Raw genomic sequence first — 18,844 nt, forward strand, 5'->3', positions numbered from 1 at the left:
CTGAGGATATAACATGCCACGTTCTCTGAAGAAAGGGCCGTTTATTGACGAGCACTTACTGAAGAAAGTTGAGCAGACCATGAATGACGGCGACAAAAAGCCGATCAAGACCTGGTCCCGCCGCTCAATGATCGTACCTGCCATGATCGGTATGACTATCGCCGTCCACAACGGTCGTCAGCATGTACCGGTTTACATTGTTGACGAAATGGTAGGTCACAAACTGGGCGAATTCGCCCCGACCCGTACTTTCCGCGGTCATGCCGCAGTTGATAAGAAAGCTGCAGCAGCTAAGTAGGAGTGAGCTAAATGTTGGAAGTTAAAGCAGTACATCGTTATGCAAGAAGCTCCGCTCAGAAGACCCGTTTGGTCGCTGATCAAGTACGCGGAATGCCTGTTGACAAGGCCTTGAATTTACTTAAGTTCAGCCCGCGCAAGGCTGCACAGTTGATTTACAAGGTTGTTCAGTCAGCTGTATCAAATGCGGAGCAGAATCAGTCTTTAGATGCTGATCGTCTGTTTGTTTCTCGTATCCTGGTTGATGAAGGTCCGTCCTTAAAGCGTATTATGCCGCGTGCTAAAGGCCGTGCAGATCGCATTGTTAAGCGTACCTCTCACATCACCGTATACGTTGCTGAGCGTTAACAGGAGCATAAGATGGGTCAGAAAGTTAATCCCATTGGAATAAGACTCGGCATTACCAAGCCTTATTCATCGGTCTGGTACGCATCAACCGCGAATTTCCCGGCCAATATTAAGAGCGATTCTGCCGTTCGTAAATATTTGTTTGAAGAACTTAAGAACGATTCTGTATCAAAGATCGTTATTGATCGTCCGGCAAAGAGCATCCGTGTAACCATTCACACTGCTCGTCCGGGTATTGTTATCGGTAAGAAAGGCGAAGACGTAGAAAAACTGCGCAAGAAGATTGCTGAAATCGCCGGAGTTCCTGCTCAGGTTAACATCAGCGAAGTTCGCAAGCCTGATCTTGATGCTAAATTAGTTGCAGATTCAATTGCTTCCCAGCTTGAGCGTCGTGTAATGTTCCGCCGCGCCATGAAGAAGGCAATTCAGAACGCCATGCGCGTCGGTGCTAAGGGCATTAAAGTTGAAGTTTCAGGACGTTTGGGCGGTGCCGAAATCGCTCGTTCCGAGTGGCTTCGTGAAGGTCGCGTACCTCTCCATACTCTTCGTGCCGACATTGACTACGCCATCTCTGAAGCCGTAACCACTTACGGTGTGATTGGCGTTAAAGTCTGGATCTTCAAGGGTGAAGTTTTAGGCAATTTGCCTTTAACTCAGGAAGAGCCTGAAGATCGTAACAACGCCGCAGCTCCTGCAAGTCGCAAACGTCGTCGTGATGACAACGGTGCACGCACCGGCCGTCGCGGCCGTGGTGCTTCCGCCGCTGCAAAGAAGCCCGCTGCTGAAGCTGCTCCGGCTGCTGAAGCCAAGGCTGCCGAGTAACGGGAGGGAGAATAAATGTTACAACCTAAGCGTACTAAATATCGCAAGACTCAAAAAGGCCGTAACGAAGGTTTGGCCTATACCGGAAACGAAGTTTCTTTCGGTGAGTTCGGCTTAAAGGCAACTTCACGCGGTCAGATCACTGCTCGTGAAATCGAAGCTGCACGTCGTGCTTTTACCCGTGAAATGAAACGTGCCGGTAAAGTTTGGATTCGCGTATTCCCGGACAAGCCTATTACTCAGAAAGCACTCGGTGTTCGTATGGGTAAAGGTAAGGGTTCAGTTGAATACTGGGTTTGCCCGATTCAGCCCGGCAAAGTCCTCTTTGAGATTGGCGGTATTCCTGAAGCTACTGCTCGTGAGGCTTTCCGTCTTGCTGCAGCCAAGCTCTCAGTTACCACTACTTTTGTAACCAAGGCGGTGATCTAATGAAGGCTAGCGAGTTACGTAACAAATCAGTTGAAGAACTGAAGAGCGAGCTCTCAGGTCTTCAGCGCGAACAGTTCAATCTTCGTTTTCAGTTAAAGACTGGTTCTTTACAGAAGACTGATGACGTAAGAAAGGTCCGTCGCGATATTGCGCGCGTTAACACTATTATTTCTGAAAAACTTCGCGCTGAAAGCGCCAAGTAGAGGAGTGCAAAATGTCTGAAACTCAGAATACCGCTGCCAAAGTGGCTCGCACTCTCCGCGGCCGCGTCGTAAGCGATAAGATGCAGAAAGCTTGTGTGGTTGCTGTTGAGCGTCGTGTAAAGCATCCGCTTTACGGTAAAATCGTAAAACGTACCACCAAGTTCCACGTTCAGGATAGAGAGAACATCGCACAGGTAGGCGATATCGTTGATATTTGCGAATGCCGTCCGGTTTCTAAAACTATTGCTTGGACTTTGGTAAAAGTCGTTGAGAAAGCCCAAAAGGCCTAATTAAGACTTAAAAATAAGACCGCAGTTGTAAAATACTTGCGGTCTTTTATTATATATGTTATTATTCAGCGCCCTTCCGAATCATTCGGCAGGGTGGTTTTTTATTGATTAACGGAGCATTTGAAATGATCCAGATGCAAAGCATGCTCGACGTTGCCGACAACTCGGGTGCTCGCAGTGTAATGTGCATTAAGGTCCTGGGAGGATCTCACCGCCGTTATGCTGGTATTGGCGACATCATCAAGGTGTCAGTCAAAGAAGCCATTCCTCGCGGCAAAGTCAAGAAAGGCGATGTTGTTGACGCTGTTATCGTACGTACCAAGAAAGGTGTACGTCGTCCTGACGGCTCCCTCATTCGCTTCGACAGCAACGCTGCAGTTTTATTAACTGCACAGCACGAGCCAATTGGCACTCGTATCTTCGGACCTGTTACTCGTGAACTTCGTTCCGAGCAGTTCATGAAGATTGTGTCACTTGCTCCTGAAGTACTCTAAGTCCAAAGGGGTATCAAATGGCAGCTAAAATCCGCCAGAATGACGAAGTAATCGTCATAACCGGCAAAAGCAAGGGCAAGATCGGTAAGGTCACCCAGGTTTTAACCGGTGAAAACAAGGTGATTGTCGAGGGCGTAAACGTCCAGAAGAAACACCAGAAGCCCAATCCGAATCTCGGTATTCAGGGCGGCATCGTTGATAAAGAGGCACCTATTCATGTCTCCAACGTTGCAATTTATAATCCAGAAACCAAGAAGGCTGACCGTGTAGGTTTCCGTTTTGAAGACGGCAAGAAAGTACGTTTCTTCAAATCCAACGGACAGGCAGTTCCTTCTCAGGCTAAGTAAGCAGTTTTTATCAGGAGATAAACGATGGCGAAACTGCATGATCTTTACAAGCAGGAAGTAATCAAAGCCTTAACTGAAAAATTTGGTTACAAAACAGTCATGCAAGTCCCTCGGATTGTGAAGATCACCCTTAACATGGGTGTCGGTGAGGCAGTTGCAGACAAAAAAGTTTTAGAAAATGCTGCACGCGATATGGCCGCTATTGCTGGCCAGAAGCCGCTTATCACCAAGGTTCGCAAGTCTGTAGCGGGCTTCCACATTCGTGAAGGCTATCCTATCGGATGTAAGGTAACCCTCCGTGGCGAGCGTATGTGGGAATTTCTCGAGCGTTTGATCGTAATTGCGATCCCCCGTATCCGTGACTTCCGCGGTCTTTCCGCTAAGTCTTTTGACGGACGCGGCAATTACTCAATGGGCGTTCGTGAACAGATCATTTTCCCAGAGATCGATTATGACAAGGTAGACACCATTCGTGGTCTTGACATTACGATCACTACGACGGCAAAAACTGACGAGGAAGGTCGCGCCCTCCTCGAAGCATTCAAGTTCCCGTTCCGCACTCAGACTAAGTAATCGAGGACGAACCTAAATGGCTAAAACTTCTATGAAGAATCGCGAGCTGAAAAGACAGCGTCTTTGCGAAAAATATCGTGCAAAGCGCGAACAGCTCAAGACTATTATTTCAAGCGTCTCTTCCTCAGATGAAGACCGTTGGGCAGCTGTAATGGCTTTAGCAGCCCTTCCGCGCGACTCCAGCCGCTGCCGTCAGCGTAATCGCTGCAGCGAGACAGGTCGTCCGCATGGTTATCTGCGCAAGTTCGGTTTGTGCCGCATTAAATTGCGTGAGCACATGATGCGCGGTGAGATTCCGGGTCTTCGTAAGGCCAGCTGGTAAGAGGAGAGATACACATGAGCATGCAAGATCCGATCGCGGATTTGCTGACCCGCATCCGCAACGGCCAGGCTGCCGGAAAGGTTTCGGTGTCTTTGCCTTCCTCCAAGCAGAAATTGGCAATTGCCAACTTGTTGGTAAAAGAGGGCTATATTGCTTCCGCTAAAGAAAGCGGAGATGTTAAGAAGGTTTTGGAAATCGAGTTGAAGTACTACGAGGGTAAACCTGTAGTAGAGATGATTCAGCGCGTTTCCCGTCCGGGACTTCGTGTTTACAAGAAGTGCCGCGACCTTCCGCGTATTATGAATGGTTTAGGCATTGCAGTTATTTCAACTTCAAAAGGCCTAATGACCGACCGCGCTGCCCGTAAGGACGGCTTAGGCGGCGAAGTTATTTGCTACGTCGCATAAGGAGGAAACATGTCACGTATTGCTAAGGAAGCTGTTGCTATTCCTCAGGGCGTTGAGGTTTCCGTCAATGGCCAGGTCATTTCTGCCAAGTCTAAACTCGGTCAGATGACTTTAAATGTTCATCCGCTTGTTAAGGTTGTTATTGAAGATAAAAACATCCATGTACAGCAGGCTGATGATTCTGCTGACTCAAACATGCAGTCAGGTACTACTCGCGCTTTGATTCACAACATGATTGTGGGTCTTGACAAGGGTTTTGAGAAAAAACTCCAGTTAGTCGGCGTTGGTTACCGTGCACAGGCTAAGGGCAAGGTTTTGAATCTTGCTTTAGGTTTCTCCCATCCGGTAGAGCACGCTCTTCCTGAAGGTGTTACCTGTGAAACTCCGTCTCAGACTGAAATCGTTTTAAAGAGCTTTGATAAGGCTTTATTAGGACAGGTTGCAGCTGACATTCGCGCTTATCGTGCTCCTGAGCCTTATAAGGGCAAAGGCATCCGCTATGCTGATGAAGTAGTACGCATTAAAGAAGCCAAGAAGAAATAACGATTGGGGTATAACATGTTTGATAAGAAAGCATCCCGCATCCGTCGTGCTAAGAAAGCACGTGCTAAGATGCATGAACTTGGAGTCACCCGTTTGGTTGTTACCCGTACTCCTCGTCATATTTATGCCCAGATTATCGATAAGGACAGCCGTGTATTAGCCACTGCTTCAACCTTAGAGAAAGATCTGATTAAGGATCTCAAGTATACTGGCAATATCGAAGCTGCTAAGCTCATCGGCAAAGTTATCGGCGAACGCGCCCTTGCCGCAAAAGTTGAAACTGTTGCTTTCGATCGTTCCGGTTACCAATATCATGGCCGTGTCGCTGCTTTAGCTGACGCCGCTCGTGAAGCTGGTCTTAAGTTCTAGGAGTCTAAAATGCAACATAAAGATGAATCCCAGGCTGGCGAGCTTCAGGAGAAGCTGGTCGCTGTTAATCGCGTTGCCAAGGTTGTAAAAGGCGGTCGTATTTTCTCTTTCACCGCTCTTACCGTTGTCGGTGACGGCAAAGGCCGTGTTGGTTACGGCTACGGCAAAGCCGGCGAAGTTCCTGCAGCAATTCAGAAAGCAATTGAGCAGGCTCGTCGTAATATCCACAGCCATATTGAGCTCAAGGACGGCACTCTGTTCCATCCGATCAAGGGCAGACACTCTGGATCAATGGTTTATTTACAGCCTGCCTCCGAAGGTACCGGTATTATCGCAGGCGGCGCTATGCGTGCAGTTCTCGAAGTAGCTGGTGTACGTAACGTTTTAGCAAAAGCATACGGTTCAACCAATCCGATTAACGTGGTTCGTGCAACCGTTGACGCTTTAGCCTCCATGCGTACCCCTGAGAGCGTTGCTGCTAAGCGCGGTCTTTCAGTTAAGGATATTCTGGAGTAAAAAATGGCCGAGAAGAAAACCATTAAGGTCACTCAGACCAAGAGCACGATCGGCCGTAAGCCTGATCACATCGCAACCATGCGCGGTTTAGGTCTTCGTCGTATTCGTCATACCGTTGAGCTTGAGGACACTCCGTCCGTTCGCGGCATGATCAATAAAGTTAGCTATATGGTTAAGGTCGAGGAGTAATTCATGGAAAGCATGCGTTTAAATACTCTTAAACCGGCCGAAGGTTCACGTCGTCCGCACGTTCGTGTCGGTCGCGGTATCGGTTCCGGTCTCGGCAAGACCTGCGGTCGCGGTATCAAAGGTTCAGGTGCCCGTAAGAGCCCTAATGTCCGCCCTGGTTTCGAAGGCGGTCAGATGCCGATGAAGATTCGTTTGCCGAAATTCGGTTTCTGGTCAGCTAAAGCTGAACTTGCTGCTGAAGTTCCGTTAAATTCATTAAACGGCATCGACAGCGAAGTTATCGATTTGGCAACTCTTAAGGCTGCACGTTTGGTTCCTAACAAGGCCAAATACGTTAAGATTGTTCTGTCCCGCGTTCCTAACTTCACTAAGAAAGTTGACATTAAGGGATTAGGTGTTACTAAGGGTGCAAAGGCTGCAATTGAAGCTGCCGGCGGTACTGTTGAAGTTGCAGATTATATTACTGCAGCAGCAGCTCGTCGTGAGCGTTCAATTAAGAACCGTGCTCTTAAGTTGAATGATCTTCAGGCTAAGTTAGCTGCCACCGGTATTCAGAAACCGGCAAAGAAAGATAAGTCAGCAAAAGCTGACAAGGCCGCACCTGCCAAGAAGAAGTAATGTACGGAGCGCGCTAAACGCGCGCTTTTTCGGAGATTTTGAATGGCTAGAAAATCGCTCTTAGATAAAGGCCGCAAAGTTGCAGCGCAGACTGGTCCTGTAAACAGTGAATTGCGTTCACGTTTGCTGTTTGTTTTGATTGGACTTGTGATGTTCCGTATCGGATCTTATGTTCCGGTTCCGGGCGTCAATGCTGAAGTTTTAGCACGCCTTTTTGAAGAACAGAGCGGCACCATTATCGGCATGTTCAATATGTTCAGCGGCGGTGCTTTAGAGCGCGCTTCCGTTTTGGCATTGGGAATTATGCCTTATATCTCTGCGTCCATTATCATCCAGTTATTGGCCGTCATTAATCCCACTCTCGCCGAACTTCGTAAAGAGGGTGAGTCTGGGAGAAGAAAGATCACTCAGTACACTCGTGTATCGACTTTGTTCCTGGCTGCATTGCAAGCTGTGGGTATAGCTACCGGCATTCCGAATATGATGCCCGGTTTGGTAGATAACCCAGGTTTCGGTTTTTACTTTGTAACTACCGTAAGTCTTGTTACGGGTACTATGTTCTTGATGTGGCTTGGCGAACAAATTACTGAAAGAGGTATCGGTAACGGTATTTCTCTTATTATTTTCGCCGGTATCGTTGCTGGTTTGCCCCGTGCACTGGCAGCTACTTTTGAACAGGCACGTCAAGGAGATCTTTCCACTATCGCACTGCTTTTAATCGGTGTTGTTGTGGTCGTAGTGACCTTCTTCGTTGTGTTCATCGAGCGTGGTCAGCGTCGAATTGTTATCGATTACGCAAAGCGCCAGATGGGCAATCGTATTTATTCTCAACCCCGCTCTACTTTGCCGCTAAAGATCAATATGTCCGGCGTGATTCCGGCGATTTTCGCATCGTCAATCATCTTGTTCCCGGGTACCGTGGTATCATGGTTCGGTCAGGGCGACAATGCGGTTGCAAATGTTTTGCAGGAAGTTTCATTATTCCTGCAGCCTGGTCAGCCTCTATATGAGTTGTTGTATGCAGCTGCAATCGTGTTCTTTACCTTCTTCTATACGGCTTTGGTATTCAGCCCGCGTGAAGTTGCAGAGAATTTGAAGAAGAGTGGTGCTTTTATTCCTGGAATCCGTCCCGGAGAGCAAACAGCACGTTTTATAGACAAAGTGATGACTCGTTTGACTCTGAGCGGCTCCATTTATATGGTTTTAGTCTGCTTGGTTCCGCAGTTGCTTATGAACTGGTTTAATGTTCAGTTCTATTTCGGCGGCACCTCGTTGTTGATTATCGTAGTTGTTATCATGGACTTTGTATCTCAGCTTCAGAGCCATATGATGAATCAGCAATACGGTGATTTAATGCGTAAGGCTAATCTCAGGAATTACGGACGCTAAGCGTTCTTTAAGGAGAAAGAAATGAAAGTAGGTGCTTCAGTTAAGAAGATTTGCCGCAACTGCAAAGTGGTTCGCCGCCACGGTGTAGTTCGCATCATCTGCGTAAATCCTAAGCATAAGCAGCGTCAGGGCTAAAATGCTTAGTTAAATTGTTTGCATAAACAATTTAAAATCTGTATAATTTCCTATTTGCATAGCGTCTGTTTTTCAGGCGCTATGTGTTTTACTTTATATACAAAAAGTTTTTAAGGGATGACAAAGCCCGGTTTGTCCGTAATGTCTTAGATTTTACGGAAACTCTTTGCGTCGGATATGTTAGGTCTTACGGCGTTAAGAGATTGTCAATGCCAAAGTGCACTAGAGGGTTGTCGCGTATCCTGACGGGCTTTGCGACAGCCGTATGTTTAACCGACCTTTTAGGAGATCAATAGTGGCCCGTATTGCTGGCATTAATGTGCCTGATCATAAGATCGCCGTGATTGCTTTGCAGTCAGTTTACGGCATAGGCCCGACCCGTGCGCGCAATATTTTAGCTGCCGCCGGTGTTGCAGAATCCGCTAAGTTCAAAGATCTTGATGAAGCTTCCGTGGATAAAATCCGTGAGGAAGTTGCTAAGTACACCGTAGAAGGTGACTTACGCCGCGAGATTTCTATGAACATCAAGCGCCTTGTTGACCTTGGTTCTTATCGTGGCATTCGCCACCGTCGCGGACTTCCGGTTCGCGGCCAGCGTACCAAGACTAATGCACGTACCCGTAAGGGACCGCGTAAGAGCATTAAGAAATAAGGAGGCACGAGATGGCTGAAGAAATTACTGCAAAAGAAAACGCACAGGCTGCTCCTGCCGCAGCTCCCGCTGCTGCTCCTGCAGCTACTAAAGCCGCACCTGCCGCTCCTCGTCGCGGTGGTAAACGCGCAAAGAAACAGATTGCAGACGGTGTAGCTCACATCCATGCATCTTTCAACAACACTATCGTAACCATTTCCGATCGTCAGGGTAATGCTCTTTCATGGGCTACCGCCGGCGGTTCAGGTTTCCGTGGTTCCCGTAAGTCCACTCCGTACGCTGCTCAGGTTGCTGCAGAGCGTGCCGGTGAGGCTGCCAAGGAATACGGTGTTAAGAATCTTGAAGTTCTGGTTAAGGGTCCTGGTCCCGGCCGCGAGTCTTCAATTCGTGCCTTGAACGCTATCGGTTACAAGATTACCAACATTACCGATGTTACCCCGATCCCTCACAATGGTTGCCGCCCGCCTAAAAAGCGCCGCGTCTAGTGAGACAGCTAAGATTTCTGGAGAAAGATAAATGGCAAAATATACCGGCCCTGCCCTGAAATTAAGCCGTCGTGAAGGCGTTGACTTGTTCTTAAAGTCAGGCGTTCGTGCCATTGAGACCAAGTGCAAACTTGATACCGCACCGGGTCAGCACGGCGCTAACAAACCGCGTCTTTCCGACTACGGCATGCAGTTACGTGAGAAGCAGAAAGTTCGCCGTATTTACGGTGTTTTAGAGCGTCAGTTCCGTAACTATTACAAGAAAGCTGCTAAGATGTCCGGTAATACCGGTGAAAACCTTCTGCAGCTTTTGGAAAGCCGTTTGGACAATGTTGTTTACCGTATGGGCTTCGGCTCCACTCGTATGGAAGCACGCCAGTTGGTAAGCCACAAGGCTATCACTGTTAACGATCATGTCGTAAACATTCCGTCTTATCAGGTACAGCCTTCTGACGTAATCGCAGTTCGCGAAAAAGCTAAAAAGCAGTTACGCATTAAGGCAGCAATCGACTTATCCGGTCAGCGTGCTCTTAAACCGACCTGGATTGACGTTGATCATAACGCCATGAAGGGCACCTATAAGAACAAGCCTGAACGTTCTGAGCTTCCTTCCGATATTAAGGAACAGCTCATCGTCGAGTTGTACTCTAAGTAATAACGGCAACTGTGCCAGCACCTCTTAGTAAAGTGGGGTACCAATAGTGTCAGTATGTGAACTGCTCAAACCAAAGCCGGTAAGCTTTACCGAAGTAGCTCCCAATTGCGCACATATCGTGCTTGAGCCTTTGGAGCGCGGATTCGGTAACACAATCGGCGTATCATTGAGCGGCATTTTACTTAAGACTCTGCCTGGTTGTGCTATTGATGCATTCCAGATTGACGGAGTCTCGGATGAGAACAGCGTAAAAGCCGATATGGTTGAGACTGTTTTTGAGCTCATTATGAACTTAAAAACTATCGCCGTAGCTTCTGAATCACCGCTGAACTCTCCGGTATGGCTGTCTCTTGTCAAATCAGGTGAAGGTGAAGTTAAAGCTTCCGACATCGTTTTGGCAAGCGGAATAAGCTTCCCTAATCCGGACGCTCACATCTGCACCCTTAAGGGTGCCAAGGCTGCGTTGTCGATGAAGATCCGCGTTTCTTACGGACGCGGTTATGTACCTGCATCTTCCGATGCCCATATTCCGGCTCAGTCGGAAAATGAGATCTTGATTGATGCTTCATTCAGCCCGGTACGCAGATTTGTTTATGAAGTAGAGTCTGCCCGTGTTGAACAGAGAACGGATTTGGATCGTTTGGTTATCAATATTGAAACCGATGGAACCGTAGCACCTGAGGCTGTCTTGATGCAAGGAGCCGATTTGCTGCGTGATCACTTGTGCGAACTTGTTGATCAAGAGGAAGTTTCAGAGCGTTCAATGGCTCCTGCAGCTCCTCCTATGCCGGATCCTGTTCTTATGCAATTGGTTGATGATCTTGAACTTACCGTTCGCTCAGCAAATTGTCTTAAAGCCGAATCAATTATTTATATCGGTGATCTGGTACAACGCACTGAAGTGGAGTTGTTAAAAACCCCGAATTTGGGCAAGAAGTCCTTAACTGAAATTAAAGACGTTTTAGCTCAGCGCGGGTTGTCACTTGGTATGAGACTTACCAATTGGCCGCCTCCTAATTTGCGTTCATCGAGATAAGATAACTGTTTAAGAAAGGAATTAGATATGCGTCATCGTTTAAGCGGCCGTCATTTAGGTCGTACTTCTGCACACCGTGCTGCGCTGTATCGCAATCTTGCAAATGCTCTTGTTACTCACGAGTGCATTAGAACTACTTTGCCCAAAGCAAAAGAGTTGCGCCGCTTTGTAGAGCGTCTTATTACCATCGCTAAAGTCGATTCAGTGGCAAACCGCCGCTTGGTCTTCTCTCGCGTTCGTGACAATGATGTAGTTGCAAAGCTCTTTAATGAAATCGGTAAGCTTAATGCTAACCGTCCGGGCGGCTACACCCGCATCTTAAAGTGCGGCTTCCGTCCTGGCGATCAGGCTCCGATGGCTTACATTATGTTGGTAGAGCGTACCGCTAAAGCTGAAGTAGCTGAAGGCGAAGCTGCTGCCGAATAAAGTTCTATGGGGCGCTTTAGCGCCCTTTAGATCTTCAATACCGAATTCTGTCTAAAACGAGGGTGTAACCTTGGATCAAACTACTGATTTGCTAAGGCCCAATATCAAGGAAGTTGTAACGCTCTCCCGTAATGTATCTCGAGTTATTCTTGAACCTTTTGAGCAGCATTATGCTCAGGTTTTAGGTACTGCATTGCGCCGCATTATGCTTTCTTCAATTCCGGGATATGCAATTACTGAAGTCGAGATTGACGGTGTAGTTCATGAGTACAGCGCCTTAGAGGGTGTTCAGGAAGATATTCTGCTCATTCTTTTAAATTTAAAGGAAGTTGCTGTTTTCTCTGCAACCATACCGCAGCACGACCCGGTACTTGAAATCAATAAATCAGGCATCGGTACCGTTACTGCAGCTGATATCCAATGCCCGGGCGGAATTGAGATCCGTAATCCTGAATTGGTTTTGTGTCATATTACTGATGAAAAGACCAATTTGCGCATGCGCCTGCATGTAACTCGCGGTCGCGGTTATGTTCCGGCAGTTACTCACCCTCATATCGAAGGTGCCGAAGATCGTTTTATCGGTCGTTTACTGCTTGATGCTTCATATTGCCCGGTTCTTAATGTGGCTGTGCATACAGCTCCGCTCAATGACGGACAAGAGCAGTTGATTTTGGATATTGAGACCAACGGTACAATCGATCCGAGTGATGCAGTTTGTTCTGCTGCTACCATTTTTGCAGATCAGCTCAATTCATTTGTTGATATCCGCAATTCCGTCGCTCCGGCTGACGATGCTTCCTTCAAGCCTCTTATTGATCCGAAACTTTTGTGCCCGGTTGAGGACTTGGAACTTACTGTTCGTTCAGCAAACTGCCTTAAAGCCGAAGGTATTAAGTATATCGGCGATTTGGTACAGCGTACTGAAGTTGAGTTGCTTAAGACTCCGAATCTTGGTAAGAAATCACTTACCGAAATCAAGGATGTCTTGGCAGAGCGCGGTTTATCTTTAGGTATGCGTCTTGAGAATTGGCCGCCTGCAGATTTAGAATTAAATCATTAATCTTTTAAAGACGGGTCGCAAATTGCGGCCTGTTTTTTTATTTTTTAAAGTCTGAAAGTTTGATTGTCTATTAAACAAGACAATCCTGTTTAAACAAGGCAAAAAGTAACAGAAAAATTATTTTTTACCTAATTAAATACGTTTTTTGTTTAAAGAAGAGCTCTTATCTTCAGAATGATAATTATTAGTGGGATGTTGAAAGCACAACGTGTCATTGCTAAACTTTTATAAAGTTTTAATTGTATGGGTTCATGCTGATGGCTCTCAATATATATGAAATAAGTGATGATTATCAGGATAAATTAACGGATACGATCCTTAAGGAGTTTAAGGATACTGTTGAAGAGGTCTTGGTTACTGAAGAAGATCTGTATGACAGAATGCTGCGTTTGTGGAATGACCCTTACCGAGAAATTGAAATAGCATTGGAAGAGCCGGGAGAGTTGTGGAAAGAATTGAATTCTTTTATAGATCCTGACTATGATTATTTTGAAGCCGAGGTGGCTTCAAGAGGTGAAATGGATCGAATAGTGCTAGCTAAGATGTTGTGCAGTAATGAGATGTCTGACGATCCTGAAGTTTTTCACTGCGTACAATTTGTGTGGTTACCGTAATGGCAGAATTAACCGTAGGTCATGTAAATTTAGCTCGCGGCTTTCGCGGTGGTGAGCGTCAAACTGAGCTTTTAATTGCTTGTCTTTCCCGTCTTGGTGTAAAGCAGTATCTGGTTTGCAGAGCCGGAAGCCCTCTTGCCGAACACTTGGACGGAACTCCGGATTTAGAAATTATTGAGCTTAGAAAACGTATAGATTTGCGTTTTAACGGACATAAATATTTGGCGGATAAATGTGATGTTATTCAGGCTCATGAAGCAAGAGCAACACAATGGGCCTTTGTGCATTATCTGCTTTATAAAACTCCTTACGCAACTACGCGCCGCGTCCCTGAATCAGTGCGCGATAATGTTTTAAATCGTGCTATTTACGCAAAGGCAGCTGCCGTTGTTGCAATCTCGTCGGCTATAGGCGAAGGCCTTAAAGCGCAGTTTAAGCGTGAGATTGAACTTATCCCCAGTTCTTGTGCTCATTTTGCGGTAAATAAAGTTAAGGCAAATGAAATTAACAGCCGTTTTGCGCATTGTTTTGTCATAGGACACATAGGCGCATTGGTTGACAGACATAAAGGTCAGTCCGTATTGATTAAAGCTGCTGAAATTTTAAAGAGGGAGATTCCGAATCTAAAGGTTGTATTTTTAGGCTCTGGAATAGATCTTGAGAAATTTAAAGAGCAGGGCAAAAATCTTGGTGACGCCTTAGTTTTTGAAGGCTTTGTCTCAAATGTTGCAGATTACATTAAATCCTTTGATGTTTTTGCTTATCCTTCAAATTATGAAGGATTGGGCAGCGTACTTTTAGATGTAATGGAACAGGGGATTCCGGTTGTGGCAACAGCCGTCGACGGGATCCCTGATATCGTGAAAGATCATGACAGCGGTCTTTTAATTGAAAAAGGTGATGCCAAAGCTCTTGCCGATGCTGTTTTGAAGATTAAAAACGATGCATCTTTAAAAGAAAAGCTGATACAGGGAGCTCTTGATATGGCAAAGGCTCATAGTCCTGAACTAATGGCTGCTTCTTATTTAGCTCTTTATAAAAAACTTTTAAAACATTAAAAGAGTAATAAAAAGAAAAAGCGGGATTTCCCGCTTTTTGTTAGATGTTGTGGAACAAATCGCGAGTATAGATTTTATCTCTTACGTCAGCTAATTCCTTTTGCATGCGATTGGTGATGATTAAATCGCATTCATTTTTAAAAGCTGTCAAATCACGTACGACTTTAGAATTAAAGAAGCTGTCTTCTTTAAGTAAGGGTTCATAGACGATAACATTGACGCCTTTGGCTTTAATTCGTTTCATGACGCCCTGAATTGATGAGGCGCGGAAATTGTCGGATCCTGATTTCATAATAAGACGGTAAATGCCGACGGTTTTAGGGTTTTTACTTAAAATATCGTCAGCGATAAAGTCTTTTCTGATACGGTTAGCTTCCACTATGGCTTTAATAAGACAGTTAGGTACGTGCTCAAAATTGGCAAGCAGCTGTTTGGTGTCTTTAGGCAGACAATATCCGCCGTAGCCGAAGGAAGGATTGTTGTAAAAGTCTCCGATACGCGGGTCAAGACATACGCCTTTAATGATGGATTTGGGGTCAAGTCCTTTTTTGGCTGCATAAGTATCAAGCTCGTTAAAGAAGGAAACACGCAGAGCAAGATAAGTATTGGAAAAAAGTTTGACGCTTTCAGCCTCGGTTGGGGGAATGATAAGAACCGGCACGTCCTTTTCAAGGGAGGACTCTTTTAGAAGGTTGGCAAAAGTTCGGCCTACCGCGTCATTGTGAGTTCCGACGATGATGCGTGAAGGGTGGAGATTATCATAAAGAGCCAGACCTTCACGTAAAAACTCCGGTGAAAAATGTAAGGTATGCAGCTTTAATTTAGCTGCTGTTTCTTCGGTAAAGCCTACGGGTAAAGTGCTTTTGACGATAATTTGGGCATCAGGGGCAAATTTTAAAACACTGTTTATTGAGCTTAAAACTGAGCTTACATCAAAATAGTTAAGCTTAGGATCGTAATTGGTCGGAGTGGCGATAATGACAAATTCGGCGCCGCTAAGAGCCTTTGCGGCATTATCGGTGGCTTTTAAATTCAGTTGCTTCGTAGCAAGATATTCGGAAATTTCTTTGTCGGTAATAGGGCTTTTTCTTTCGTTAATGAGCTTAACGCGTTCGTTGTTTATTTCAAGAACGGTGACTTCATTTTTTACGGCAAGCAGTACGGAAAGCGACATTCCTACGTAGCCTGCTCCTATAACGCAAATTTTTGTCATATTAAATTCTCCGACAATTGTTTTTGTGCTTTAACAAATAATTGTAAGCTCTGAATTGTCCTCTTAATCTTCAATTTGTATGAAATTGTGCAATTGTTGCGCGAAATCCTCAAAATCAAGGTTTTCTATAAGAGTTTTTTCTTTATAAAATGTTTCTGCTTTTTTGCACCAGGGAGCAGGGCCCCAGCGGATGATTCCGTCAGGGTCGATTCCGGAATAAAGCGCGAATAAGGAAGTGTTTGAGGCACATGCCAAATGAACATTTGCCGTGTCTACGCTTAAAAGAAATTTAAGTCTGCTTATTGCATAAGCAAGATCTGTTGCGTTTAATTCTTCAGGTAAAACAATAAGGCGCTCATTATATTTATTTTTTAAAGTCTCAAGAATAAAGCGATCTTGCGGGGCTACGAGGGGACACAGATAAGCATTAGCGTCAAAATTTAAAAAGAAATCACAAATATCAATTATGGTTTTATCGCTAAGCTTTCTGTGTTTTGAAGCTCCGTACGGGGCTATACCGTAAACGGTTTTACCGTTGAACAAAAATGCAAGTTTTTCAGAAGATTCTTTTGTCGTCAGCGGTAAATAATGCATGTCAGGCGTCTTAATTCCGCCTAAGATAAGTAAATCCTTAAAATATTCGCTTATATGTTTACCGAGATTTCTTTTAAGTAAATTTATGTTGACACAGTCGGCTCTGCCTTCAAAGCCTGCGGTATAGGTCGGTTTTAATAGTGATTCCAGAATAAAATCCCTGGCTCTGAAATTAGGCTCGGTAGTAACAAGAAGATCACAATGCCCTAAATTCATGATTTTCTTTACTGCGTTTTTTATATCATTTTTCTGCGGTTTTTTCGGTAGAATCACAACCCTGTCAATGTTAAGACACTGTAAATAAATTGGGGCAATGTTCTCAGAGCATAGAACCGAAAACTTTATGGAGGGGAAATGTTGTCTGATTTGGGTAAAAAACGGTGTAATAACTTGACTGTCGCCAAGCTTTCCGTCCATTTTGCTTACTACGATATGCTTAATCGATTCAAAATTAAAAGATGAAAGTTCAGCTGATGCTTTGAAATCATAAAGAAATTTGTTTTTTGCAAAACGCAGTTTGTCTTTAAAAAGACGCAGTTTTTTTAACATAATGCTTAAGGATTAATTGTTATCGGGGTTCCAGGGTCAACTAAAGAAATAAATTCGTCCATTTCAGGATTTAAAATGGCAATGCATCCGTCGGTCCAGTCGGAACGCTGAACGGTGGCATGATACTCAGATGAATTATAAGGCTGCCCGTGGATCATGATCATGCCGCCAGGTCTTTTGCCGAGTTTTTTTGCTTCCTCAATATCCTGATCGTTAGGATATGAAATGTGGAAAGACTTATAATAATTTGAATTGTAATTGATGTAATCAAGAGTATAAGTGCCTTCAGGAGTACGTTTGTCTCCCTCGTACTGCTTGTCGCCTACAGGTTTGTCGGATAACGCTATCCAATAAGAACGGATCACCTTATCCTTTTTCATTAAGAACATCTGGTGATTGGCTTTATTTACGATTACATGATCGATAAGTTTTTTGGGGCCGCGGTAGCCCTTAGGATAAATCGGCAGGTTGGCAAAGCGGCCTAAATTGACATAGTCGTAATCGCGATCGTAAATGACAGGCTCCGTAAGTGCTTCATAGTATAAATCGCTGCTTCTGTCGATTTTTGTATAAGTTGAGCAGGAACTGACGAAAAATCCGACGGCAAATAGAAAAAAAACACCGCAAAGTTTTTTTAAAAACATGATAAGGATATTAAAGATATAAAAATATAGGAAACGACGTTAATTATTTTACCTTAAAGCAGGTGTTTAAATTTAAGGAAAAACTTGATTTTTTCAAGGGATTAAGCAAGCGCCTCTCAATATTTTGTTGCGTTGGAAGTAGTATAATTCTGCTCCACAAGCAAGTTAATGTTTTATTTTTGTTATTAAAATGCATCTTAGCAAGTTAACCGAACAAGGTCGTTCTCTTTCTTTTTTTACTGCGGTTTCATCTTTAATCGTAACGTTTGCCGTGGCTTCTTTTGCTATACCAATGATGGCAATATGGACAGACTCCCATCATCTTAGTACAGCTAATATCGCCAATACGGTCTTAAGCTATTTTGTCGGTTGTATGGTTGCTTTGCTGCTTTTTTCCCGTTTGTCGAATTTTCTGGGCAGAAAGCCTGTAGTTTCCATTTCCTTGCTCTTAAGTATTACAGCAAGTTTGCTTTTTGCCTATAGTACCGTAGCTAACGAGTTGTACGTGGCACGTTTTTTACAAGGGCTTGCCTGTGGTTTGGCGTCAAGTGCCGGTATGGCATGGGTTGTGGATAATTCACCTAAAAGTAGCACTTGGCTAGGTACGGCACTAACCGCAGCAAGTCCTAATATCGGCTTGTCTGTAGGCTGTCTTTTAACCGGATTTATTGTTGCGTATCGTTTTTTAAGTCCCAAGCTGCTGTTTGAGCTCTCAATCGTTTTATTGTGCTTATGTTTAATTTTAGTTTTTTTAAGCAACGAAACGATGCGTTTTAATACCGAGTCTTTAACTAAGGTTTTAGTTCCGAAATTTGCCGTACCTAAGAGACTTAAGCGTATTTTTGTTGTAAGTGCCGCAGGCTTTGTCGGCTCTTGGGGTGTGGGGGCAATTTTACAAGGTTTTTCTGCTCGCTATGCCATTGAAATTTTTGGAAAAACTGATGCTTTGCTCACAGCATTGATTTATCTGCTATTTATTATGCCTAACGCTATGATGGGAATAATCGTCGGAAAGTTTGATCCGGTGCGAACGACTTTACTTCTTATCTCTATATTTACTGTTGCGGCGTTGAGCTTGTTTTTATGTATTCATTTTAAAAGCACGCTTCTGTTCATTCTTAGCGTGTTTTTTACCGGAATGGCCGGCGGAGGTGTAGTAACAGCGACTTTGCGTCTGTTACTGTGGGACTCGACGCTTAAAGAGAGAGCCGGAATTATTGCTGCTTTGTATTTTTGCTCTTATGTCGGATCTGGCGCTCCTAATTTCATCATAGGCAGGATGTCAAATATTACCCTTGATGAAATAGGAATAGGTTTTAGTATGTGGGTTTTATTGGTTTGGATTATCGTAGTTACTACTTTATTACGGATGAAAAAGTCTCCTAACGAGGCTGAAAGTCTGCGTTTTAAACGTTGAAAAAGATTTGTGTTTGTAATGTAAGCAATAGAGTAGATATCAAATATAAGCAGTAGGTTTTTAATCTTTACAGTATTTTGGCAATATAAAGTACTGCTTTTGTATATGTATACTTGGTTTTTTATCAAAAAAAGATCAGCGGCTAAAACC

Annotated in this window: 29 protein-coding genes and 1 pseudogene; 27 read left to right on the top strand and 3 right to left on the bottom strand. The window is 44.6% G+C overall.

The window, feature by feature from the left end:
- The first annotated feature begins 13 nt into the window (after positions 1 to 13).
- The 26 genes and pseudogenes from rpsS (at position 14) to HMPREF9444_RS10300 (ending at position 14,277) form a co-directional block, all read left to right on the top strand.
- On the top strand, positions 14 to 298 hold the full coding sequence (rpsS, locus tag HMPREF9444_RS10175; RefSeq protein ID WP_009144361.1) for a 30S ribosomal protein S19: 285 nt from the start codon (positions 14 to 16) through the stop codon (positions 296 to 298).
- A 14-nt stretch (positions 299 to 312) separates the two neighbouring features.
- Positions 313 to 645 carry a 50S ribosomal protein L22 gene (gene rplV, locus HMPREF9444_RS10180; RefSeq protein WP_040909563.1) on the top strand — a complete coding sequence of 111 codons (333 nt, stop codon included), beginning with the start codon at positions 313 to 315 and terminating at the stop codon, positions 643 to 645.
- Positions 646 to 657: 12 nt separating this feature from the next.
- Positions 658 to 1,467 (top strand): 30S ribosomal protein S3, encoded by an 810-nt coding sequence (gene rpsC / locus HMPREF9444_RS10185; protein ID WP_009144363.1) that lies wholly within the window; start codon positions 658 to 660, stop codon positions 1,465 to 1,467.
- A gap of 15 nt (positions 1,468 to 1,482) precedes the next feature.
- Positions 1,483 to 1,896: a 50S ribosomal protein L16 gene (gene rplP / locus HMPREF9444_RS10190; protein WP_009144364.1), complete on the top strand. Its 414-nt coding sequence runs from the start codon at positions 1,483 to 1,485 to the stop codon at positions 1,894 to 1,896.
- Positions 1,896 to 2,099 carry a 50S ribosomal protein L29 gene (rpmC, locus tag HMPREF9444_RS10195; protein ID WP_009144365.1) on the top strand — a complete coding sequence of 68 codons (204 nt, stop codon included), beginning with the start codon at positions 1,896 to 1,898 and terminating at the stop codon, positions 2,097 to 2,099. Before rplP ends, rpmC begins: the two co-directional genes overlap by 1 nt.
- A gap of 11 nt (positions 2,100 to 2,110) precedes the next feature.
- Complete coding sequence (rpsQ, locus tag HMPREF9444_RS10200; RefSeq protein ID WP_009144366.1) at positions 2,111 to 2,389, top strand: 30S ribosomal protein S17; 279 nt, start codon at positions 2,111 to 2,113, stop codon at positions 2,387 to 2,389.
- A 125-nt stretch (positions 2,390 to 2,514) separates the two neighbouring features.
- Complete coding sequence (rplN, locus tag HMPREF9444_RS10205) at positions 2,515 to 2,883, top strand: 50S ribosomal protein L14 (RefSeq protein ID WP_009144367.1); 369 nt, start codon at positions 2,515 to 2,517, stop codon at positions 2,881 to 2,883.
- Between the two features lie 17 nt (positions 2,884 to 2,900).
- Positions 2,901 to 3,230 (top strand): 50S ribosomal protein L24, encoded by a 330-nt coding sequence (gene rplX / locus HMPREF9444_RS10210; protein WP_009144368.1) that lies wholly within the window; start codon positions 2,901 to 2,903, stop codon positions 3,228 to 3,230.
- Between the two features lie 24 nt (positions 3,231 to 3,254).
- Positions 3,255 to 3,803 (top strand): 50S ribosomal protein L5, encoded by a 549-nt coding sequence (gene rplE, locus HMPREF9444_RS10215; protein ID WP_009144369.1) that lies wholly within the window; start codon positions 3,255 to 3,257, stop codon positions 3,801 to 3,803.
- 16 nt (positions 3,804 to 3,819) lie between these two features.
- On the top strand, positions 3,820 to 4,125 hold the full coding sequence (rpsN, locus tag HMPREF9444_RS10220) for a 30S ribosomal protein S14 (RefSeq protein ID WP_009144370.1): 306 nt from the start codon (positions 3,820 to 3,822) through the stop codon (positions 4,123 to 4,125).
- 14 nt (positions 4,126 to 4,139) lie between these two features.
- Positions 4,140 to 4,532, top strand: a complete 393-nt coding sequence (gene rpsH, locus HMPREF9444_RS10225) for a 30S ribosomal protein S8 (protein WP_040909556.1) — start codon at positions 4,140 to 4,142, stop codon at positions 4,530 to 4,532.
- 9 nt (positions 4,533 to 4,541) lie between these two features.
- Positions 4,542 to 5,075 carry a 50S ribosomal protein L6 gene (gene rplF / locus HMPREF9444_RS10230; protein ID WP_009144372.1) on the top strand — a complete coding sequence of 178 codons (534 nt, stop codon included), beginning with the start codon at positions 4,542 to 4,544 and terminating at the stop codon, positions 5,073 to 5,075.
- Between the two features lie 15 nt (positions 5,076 to 5,090).
- A complete protein-coding gene (rplR, locus tag HMPREF9444_RS10235) occupies positions 5,091 to 5,444 on the top strand; it encodes a 50S ribosomal protein L18 (protein WP_009144373.1) in 354 nt (117 codons plus the stop codon).
- A gap of 9 nt (positions 5,445 to 5,453) precedes the next feature.
- Positions 5,454 to 5,960: a 30S ribosomal protein S5 gene (gene rpsE / locus HMPREF9444_RS10240; protein WP_009144374.1), complete on the top strand. Its 507-nt coding sequence runs from the start codon at positions 5,454 to 5,456 to the stop codon at positions 5,958 to 5,960.
- Between the two features lie 3 nt (positions 5,961 to 5,963).
- Positions 5,964 to 6,149, top strand: a complete 186-nt coding sequence (rpmD, locus tag HMPREF9444_RS10245) for a 50S ribosomal protein L30 (protein ID WP_009144375.1) — start codon at positions 5,964 to 5,966, stop codon at positions 6,147 to 6,149.
- 12 nt (positions 6,150 to 6,161) lie between these two features.
- Positions 6,162 to 6,596, top strand: a pseudogene (rplO, locus tag HMPREF9444_RS10250) (50S ribosomal protein L15); the annotation flags it as partial.
- Positions 6,597 to 6,809: 213 nt separating this feature from the next.
- The gene (secY, locus tag HMPREF9444_RS10255) at positions 6,810 to 8,156 is read left to right on the top strand and encodes a preprotein translocase subunit SecY (RefSeq protein WP_009144377.1); all 1,347 of its coding nucleotides are present in this window, start codon (positions 6,810 to 6,812) and stop codon (positions 8,154 to 8,156) included.
- A 21-nt stretch (positions 8,157 to 8,177) separates the two neighbouring features.
- Positions 8,178 to 8,291 carry a 50S ribosomal protein L36 gene (gene rpmJ, locus HMPREF9444_RS10260; protein WP_009144378.1) on the top strand — a complete coding sequence of 38 codons (114 nt, stop codon included), beginning with the start codon at positions 8,178 to 8,180 and terminating at the stop codon, positions 8,289 to 8,291.
- Positions 8,292 to 8,586: 295 nt separating this feature from the next.
- Positions 8,587 to 8,943 carry a 30S ribosomal protein S13 gene (rpsM, locus tag HMPREF9444_RS10265; protein ID WP_040909557.1) on the top strand — a complete coding sequence of 119 codons (357 nt, stop codon included), beginning with the start codon at positions 8,587 to 8,589 and terminating at the stop codon, positions 8,941 to 8,943.
- A gap of 11 nt (positions 8,944 to 8,954) precedes the next feature.
- Positions 8,955 to 9,428 (top strand): 30S ribosomal protein S11, encoded by a 474-nt coding sequence (rpsK, locus tag HMPREF9444_RS10270; protein ID WP_009144380.1) that lies wholly within the window; start codon positions 8,955 to 8,957, stop codon positions 9,426 to 9,428.
- A 31-nt stretch (positions 9,429 to 9,459) separates the two neighbouring features.
- Positions 9,460 to 10,083: a 30S ribosomal protein S4 gene (gene rpsD, locus HMPREF9444_RS10275; protein ID WP_009144381.1), complete on the top strand. Its 624-nt coding sequence runs from the start codon at positions 9,460 to 9,462 to the stop codon at positions 10,081 to 10,083.
- A gap of 43 nt (positions 10,084 to 10,126) precedes the next feature.
- The gene (locus HMPREF9444_RS10280) at positions 10,127 to 11,119 is read left to right on the top strand and encodes a DNA-directed RNA polymerase subunit alpha (RefSeq protein WP_040909558.1); all 993 of its coding nucleotides are present in this window, start codon (positions 10,127 to 10,129) and stop codon (positions 11,117 to 11,119) included.
- Positions 11,120 to 11,146: 27 nt separating this feature from the next.
- Positions 11,147 to 11,545 (top strand): 50S ribosomal protein L17, encoded by a 399-nt coding sequence (rplQ, locus tag HMPREF9444_RS10285; protein WP_009144383.1) that lies wholly within the window; start codon positions 11,147 to 11,149, stop codon positions 11,543 to 11,545.
- 70 nt (positions 11,546 to 11,615) lie between these two features.
- Positions 11,616 to 12,605 carry a DNA-directed RNA polymerase subunit alpha gene (locus HMPREF9444_RS10290; RefSeq protein ID WP_009144384.1) on the top strand — a complete coding sequence of 330 codons (990 nt, stop codon included), beginning with the start codon at positions 11,616 to 11,618 and terminating at the stop codon, positions 12,603 to 12,605.
- 257 nt (positions 12,606 to 12,862) lie between these two features.
- Positions 12,863 to 13,219 (top strand): hypothetical protein, encoded by a 357-nt coding sequence (locus HMPREF9444_RS10295; protein ID WP_040909559.1) that lies wholly within the window; start codon positions 12,863 to 12,865, stop codon positions 13,217 to 13,219.
- Entirely contained in the window at positions 13,219 to 14,277 is a 1,059-nt protein-coding gene (locus HMPREF9444_RS10300; protein WP_009144386.1) for a glycosyltransferase family 4 protein, read from the top strand. The genes HMPREF9444_RS10295 and HMPREF9444_RS10300 overlap by 1 nt, the downstream gene beginning before the upstream one ends.
- 40 nt (positions 14,278 to 14,317) lie before the next feature.
- Here HMPREF9444_RS10300 and HMPREF9444_RS10305 read toward each other — a convergent pair whose 3' ends face one another.
- The 3 genes from HMPREF9444_RS10305 to HMPREF9444_RS10315 all read right to left on the bottom strand — a co-directional run bounded on the left by HMPREF9444_RS10305 (position 14,318) and on the right by HMPREF9444_RS10315 (position 17,277).
- Positions 14,318 to 15,490, bottom strand: coding sequence for a nucleotide sugar dehydrogenase (locus tag HMPREF9444_RS10305; RefSeq protein ID WP_009144387.1), 1,173 nt, complete (start codon positions 15,488 to 15,490; stop codon positions 14,318 to 14,320).
- A 63-nt stretch (positions 15,491 to 15,553) separates the two neighbouring features.
- Positions 15,554 to 16,633: a glycosyltransferase family 9 protein gene (locus HMPREF9444_RS10310; RefSeq protein ID WP_009144388.1), complete on the bottom strand. Its 1,080-nt coding sequence runs from the start codon at positions 16,631 to 16,633 to the stop codon at positions 15,554 to 15,556.
- A 5-nt stretch (positions 16,634 to 16,638) separates the two neighbouring features.
- Positions 16,639 to 17,277: a L,D-transpeptidase family protein gene (locus HMPREF9444_RS10315; RefSeq protein WP_009144389.1), complete on the bottom strand. Its 639-nt coding sequence runs from the start codon at positions 17,275 to 17,277 to the stop codon at positions 16,639 to 16,641.
- A gap of 190 nt (positions 17,278 to 17,467) precedes the next feature.
- Between HMPREF9444_RS10315 and HMPREF9444_RS10320 the strand changes: the two genes are divergently transcribed.
- Positions 17,468 to 18,694 (top strand): MFS transporter, encoded by a 1,227-nt coding sequence (locus HMPREF9444_RS10320; protein WP_009144390.1) that lies wholly within the window; start codon positions 17,468 to 17,470, stop codon positions 18,692 to 18,694.
- Positions 18,695 to 18,844: the final 150 nt, after the last annotated feature.

The sequence above is a fragment of the Succinatimonas hippei YIT 12066 genome (assembly GCF_000188195.1).
Lineage (GTDB): Bacteria > Pseudomonadota > Gammaproteobacteria > Enterobacterales > Succinivibrionaceae > Succinatimonas > Succinatimonas hippei.

What these genes read in the sequence shown, in the direction of transcription:
- rpsH (WP_040909556.1), top strand. Translation starts at nt 4,140, where the DNA reads ATGAGCATGCAAGATCCGATCGCGGATTTGCTGACCCGCATCCGCAAC.
- rpsS (WP_009144361.1), top strand. Translation starts at nt 14, where the DNA reads ATGCCACGTTCTCTGAAGAAAGGGCCGTTTATTGACGAGCACTTACTG.
- rplQ (WP_009144383.1), top strand. Translation starts at nt 11,147, where the DNA reads ATGCGTCATCGTTTAAGCGGCCGTCATTTAGGTCGTACTTCTGCACAC.
- rpsE (WP_009144374.1), top strand. Translation starts at nt 5,454, where the DNA reads ATGCAACATAAAGATGAATCCCAGGCTGGCGAGCTTCAGGAGAAGCTG.
- rpsD (WP_009144381.1), top strand. Translation starts at nt 9,460, where the DNA reads ATGGCAAAATATACCGGCCCTGCCCTGAAATTAAGCCGTCGTGAAGGC.
- rplR (WP_009144373.1), top strand. Translation starts at nt 5,091, where the DNA reads ATGTTTGATAAGAAAGCATCCCGCATCCGTCGTGCTAAGAAAGCACGT.
- rplP (WP_009144364.1), top strand. Translation starts at nt 1,483, where the DNA reads ATGTTACAACCTAAGCGTACTAAATATCGCAAGACTCAAAAAGGCCGT.
- rpsK (WP_009144380.1), top strand. Translation starts at nt 8,955, where the DNA reads ATGGCTGAAGAAATTACTGCAAAAGAAAACGCACAGGCTGCTCCTGCC.
- HMPREF9444_RS10320 (WP_009144390.1), top strand. Translation starts at nt 17,468, where the DNA reads ATGCATCTTAGCAAGTTAACCGAACAAGGTCGTTCTCTTTCTTTTTTT.
- HMPREF9444_RS10300 (WP_009144386.1), top strand. Translation starts at nt 13,219, where the DNA reads ATGGCAGAATTAACCGTAGGTCATGTAAATTTAGCTCGCGGCTTTCGC.
- secY (WP_009144377.1), top strand. Translation starts at nt 6,810, where the DNA reads ATGGCTAGAAAATCGCTCTTAGATAAAGGCCGCAAAGTTGCAGCGCAG.
- rpsN (WP_009144370.1), top strand. Translation starts at nt 3,820, where the DNA reads ATGGCTAAAACTTCTATGAAGAATCGCGAGCTGAAAAGACAGCGTCTT.
- rplE (WP_009144369.1), top strand. Translation starts at nt 3,255, where the DNA reads ATGGCGAAACTGCATGATCTTTACAAGCAGGAAGTAATCAAAGCCTTA.
- rpmC (WP_009144365.1), top strand. Translation starts at nt 1,896, where the DNA reads ATGAAGGCTAGCGAGTTACGTAACAAATCAGTTGAAGAACTGAAGAGC.
- rpsC (WP_009144363.1), top strand. Translation starts at nt 658, where the DNA reads ATGGGTCAGAAAGTTAATCCCATTGGAATAAGACTCGGCATTACCAAG.
- HMPREF9444_RS10295 (WP_040909559.1), top strand. Translation starts at nt 12,863, where the DNA reads ATGGCTCTCAATATATATGAAATAAGTGATGATTATCAGGATAAATTA.
- rpmD (WP_009144375.1), top strand. Translation starts at nt 5,964, where the DNA reads ATGGCCGAGAAGAAAACCATTAAGGTCACTCAGACCAAGAGCACGATC.
- rplF (WP_009144372.1), top strand. Translation starts at nt 4,542, where the DNA reads ATGTCACGTATTGCTAAGGAAGCTGTTGCTATTCCTCAGGGCGTTGAG.
- rpmJ (WP_009144378.1), top strand. Translation starts at nt 8,178, where the DNA reads ATGAAAGTAGGTGCTTCAGTTAAGAAGATTTGCCGCAACTGCAAAGTG.
- HMPREF9444_RS10310 (WP_009144388.1), bottom strand. Translation starts at nt 16,633, where the DNA reads ATGTTAAAAAAACTGCGTCTTTTTAAAGACAAACTGCGTTTTGCAAAA.
- rpsQ (WP_009144366.1), top strand. Translation starts at nt 2,111, where the DNA reads ATGTCTGAAACTCAGAATACCGCTGCCAAAGTGGCTCGCACTCTCCGC.
- rplN (WP_009144367.1), top strand. Translation starts at nt 2,515, where the DNA reads ATGATCCAGATGCAAAGCATGCTCGACGTTGCCGACAACTCGGGTGCT.
- HMPREF9444_RS10315 (WP_009144389.1), bottom strand. Translation starts at nt 17,277, where the DNA reads ATGTTTTTAAAAAAACTTTGCGGTGTTTTTTTTCTATTTGCCGTCGGA.
- rplX (WP_009144368.1), top strand. Translation starts at nt 2,901, where the DNA reads ATGGCAGCTAAAATCCGCCAGAATGACGAAGTAATCGTCATAACCGGC.
- HMPREF9444_RS10305 (WP_009144387.1), bottom strand. Translation starts at nt 15,490, where the DNA reads ATGACAAAAATTTGCGTTATAGGAGCAGGCTACGTAGGAATGTCGCTT.